The following is a 2,488-nucleotide window of genomic DNA, read 5'->3' as shown; positions in this document are numbered from 1 at the left end:
CAGCTGCGCCGGGTGAAGGAGTCCGTCCCGGCCTTCACCGACTCCTTCACCGAGCTCGGGCTCGTGGTGGTCGGCGGCGGCGAGTCGCCCAAGGAGATCGCCGAGACCGTCGGCCTGCCGGTGTGGGCGCGCATCCCCACCGACGAGCGTGCCGCCGCGTTCCTGCGCGGCGAGCGGCACCTGGCCCGGCCGAACCGCCGACCCCTCTTCCGGGCCGTCGGCGCGCTCGCCCAGCGGCTGGTCGAGCGGCCGGCGCCGGTGCCGCCCGAGACCGCGGAGGTCGTCGCGTGAGCACCGGCGACCCGCACCTGAGCACCGACCCCGGCCGGGTCCTCGACCCCGACCTGCTCCGCCAGGTCGAGGAGTGGACCGCCTGGGTCGCCGCCGAGACCACCCGGCGCCTCGCGGAGAGCGTGGGCGACAGCGAGTCCGAGTCCGGGCCCGCCCACCGCCGGCGCGCCGAGCGCACCGTCGCCCAGATCCTCGATCAGGCCGCCAGCGACGCCCTCGCCGCCGGGCGCCCCGTCCTCGAACAGGCCACCGAGGCGCTGATCACCCGGCGGGTCCTCGCCCAGGTCTCCGGCCTCGGCCCGCTCCAGCAGCTCCTGGACGACCCGGAGATCGAGAACATCAACTGCAACGGCACCCGGGTGTGGGTCCGCTACGCCGACGGCCGGCGCGAGCAGCGGCCCCCGATCTTCAGCAGCCCGGGGGAGCTGGTCGCGCTGGTGCGCCGCATCGCCGCGGAGTCGACCACCGGTGAGCGGCGCTTCGACCCCGGAGCCCCCATCCTCGACATGCCGCTGCCCGGCGGTGAGCGCATGAACGCCATCATGGAGGTGGCGCGGGAGCCTGCGGTCTCCATCCGCCGGCACCGGCACAGCCGCACCACGCTGGAGCGGCTGCGCGAACTCGGCACCCTCGACGACACCCTGGTGGAGCTGCTGCGTGCGGCCGTGCGCTCCCGCCGCAACATGGTGATCACCGGCGGCACCGGCGCCGGGAAGACCACCCTGCTGCGGGCCATCGCCGCCGACATCCCGCCCACGGAGCGCATCGTCACCATCGAGGACGTCTTCGAGCTGGGTTTCGACCAGGACCGCGAGGCGCATCCCGACTGCGTCGCCCTCCAGGCCCGCCCGGCCAACATCGAGGGCGTCGGTGAGATCACCATCGCCGACCTGGTGCGCACCGCCCTGCGGATGTCGCCCGACCGGGTGATCGTGGGGGAGACGCGCGGGCACGAGACGGTGCCGCTGCTCAACGCCATGAGCCAGGGCAACGACGGCAGCCTGACCACGCTGCACGCCAGCGACTCGGCGGGGGCGTTCACGAAGTTCGCCGCCTACGCCGCCCAGTCCGCCGAGCGCCTCCCGCTGGAGGCCACCGCCGCCCTCGTGGCCTCGGCCGTGCACCTCGTCGTGCACGTCTCGGCCAGCCCCGCCGGCGGGCGCCGGGTGACCAGCGTGCGCGAGGTCGTGGGCGCGGAGGACCGGCGGGTCGTCTCCAACGAGATCTACCGGCGGAGCCCCGACGGGCGCGTCCTGGCCGCCGCGCCCCCGGGCCCGGAGACCATCGACGCGCTGGTGGAGGCCGGGTTCGACATCGCGCTGCTGCGCGGAGAGACCGACCTGAGCGGGTGGTCGGTGTGATCCCGCTCATCGCCACCATCGCCGGGGGCGCCGCCGTCGGAGCCGGCGTCTGGCTGTTCCTCGCCGCGCTCGCCGCCCCCCGCCCCGACCGGCCGGCCCGGCGCCGCCGCGCGGTCGCCTTCGGCCGCGACCACCTGCTCCGGCTCGCCCTCGCCGTGGTGGGCGGCCTCGTGGTGTGGCCGCTCACCGGCTGGCCCGTCGCCGGCCTGCTCGTCGCCGCCGGCTGCTGGTGGCTGCCCGCCGTGCTCGGCCCCGACCGCCGCCACCGCGCGCAGGTGGAGCGCATCGAGGCGGTCGCCGCGTGGACGGAGATGCTGCGCGACCTGATGGCCGGCGCCTCCGGCCTGCACCAGGCCATCGCCGCCACGCTGCCCATCGCGCCGGCCCCCATCCAGGCCGACGTCGCCCGGCTGGCGGAACGGCTCCGGGCCGGCGGCCCGCCCCGGGAGGCGCTGGTCGCGTTCGCCGACGACGTGGACAACCCCACCGCCGACCTCGTCGCCGCCGCGCTCAGCATGGCCGTCACCCGGCACGCCGCCGACCTCGGCACCCTGCTGGGCAGCCTGGCCGAGGCCGCCCGGGACCAGGCGGCGATGCTGGTCCGCGCGGCGGCCAACCGGGCGCGGGTGCGCACCTCGACCCGCATCATCATCGCCGTGACCGTCGGCATGGCGCTGGTGCTCATGCTGCTGAGCCCCGACTACCTCGCGCCGTTCGACGGATTCCTCGGCCAGCTCGTCCTCGCCGCGATCGGCGCCCTGTGGGCCGGCGCCCTGTTCTGGCTGTCCCACCTGTCCCGCCCGAAGCTCGGCCCCCGCGTCCTCGCCCCGGAGGCC

General features: G+C 76.3%; 2 protein-coding genes and 1 pseudogene. All 3 read left to right on the top strand.

Going from position 1 to position 2,488, the window contains the following annotated elements; translation table 11 throughout:
* Positions 1 to 291: pseudogene (locus DEF28_RS27770) on the top strand (hypothetical protein); the annotation flags it as partial.
* Positions 288 to 1,652, top strand: coding sequence for a CpaF family protein (locus DEF28_RS26225; RefSeq protein WP_114397951.1), 1,365 nt, complete (start codon positions 288 to 290; stop codon positions 1,650 to 1,652). The pseudogene DEF28_RS27770 and the gene DEF28_RS26225, both read left to right, overlap by 4 nt.
* Positions 1,649 to 2,488 (top strand): type II secretion system F family protein (locus DEF28_RS26220; protein WP_114446257.1); only part of this gene is annotated, 840 nt, incomplete at its 3' end. The genes DEF28_RS26225 and DEF28_RS26220, both read left to right, overlap by 4 nt.

This window comes from Marinitenerispora sediminis, from assembly GCF_003336425.1.
GTDB classification, from domain to species: Bacteria; Actinomycetota; Actinomycetes; order Streptosporangiales; family Streptosporangiaceae; genus Marinitenerispora; species Marinitenerispora sediminis.
Note: the sequence above shows the minus strand (reverse complement) of the source record. Positions and strands in the feature narration are given on the sequence as shown.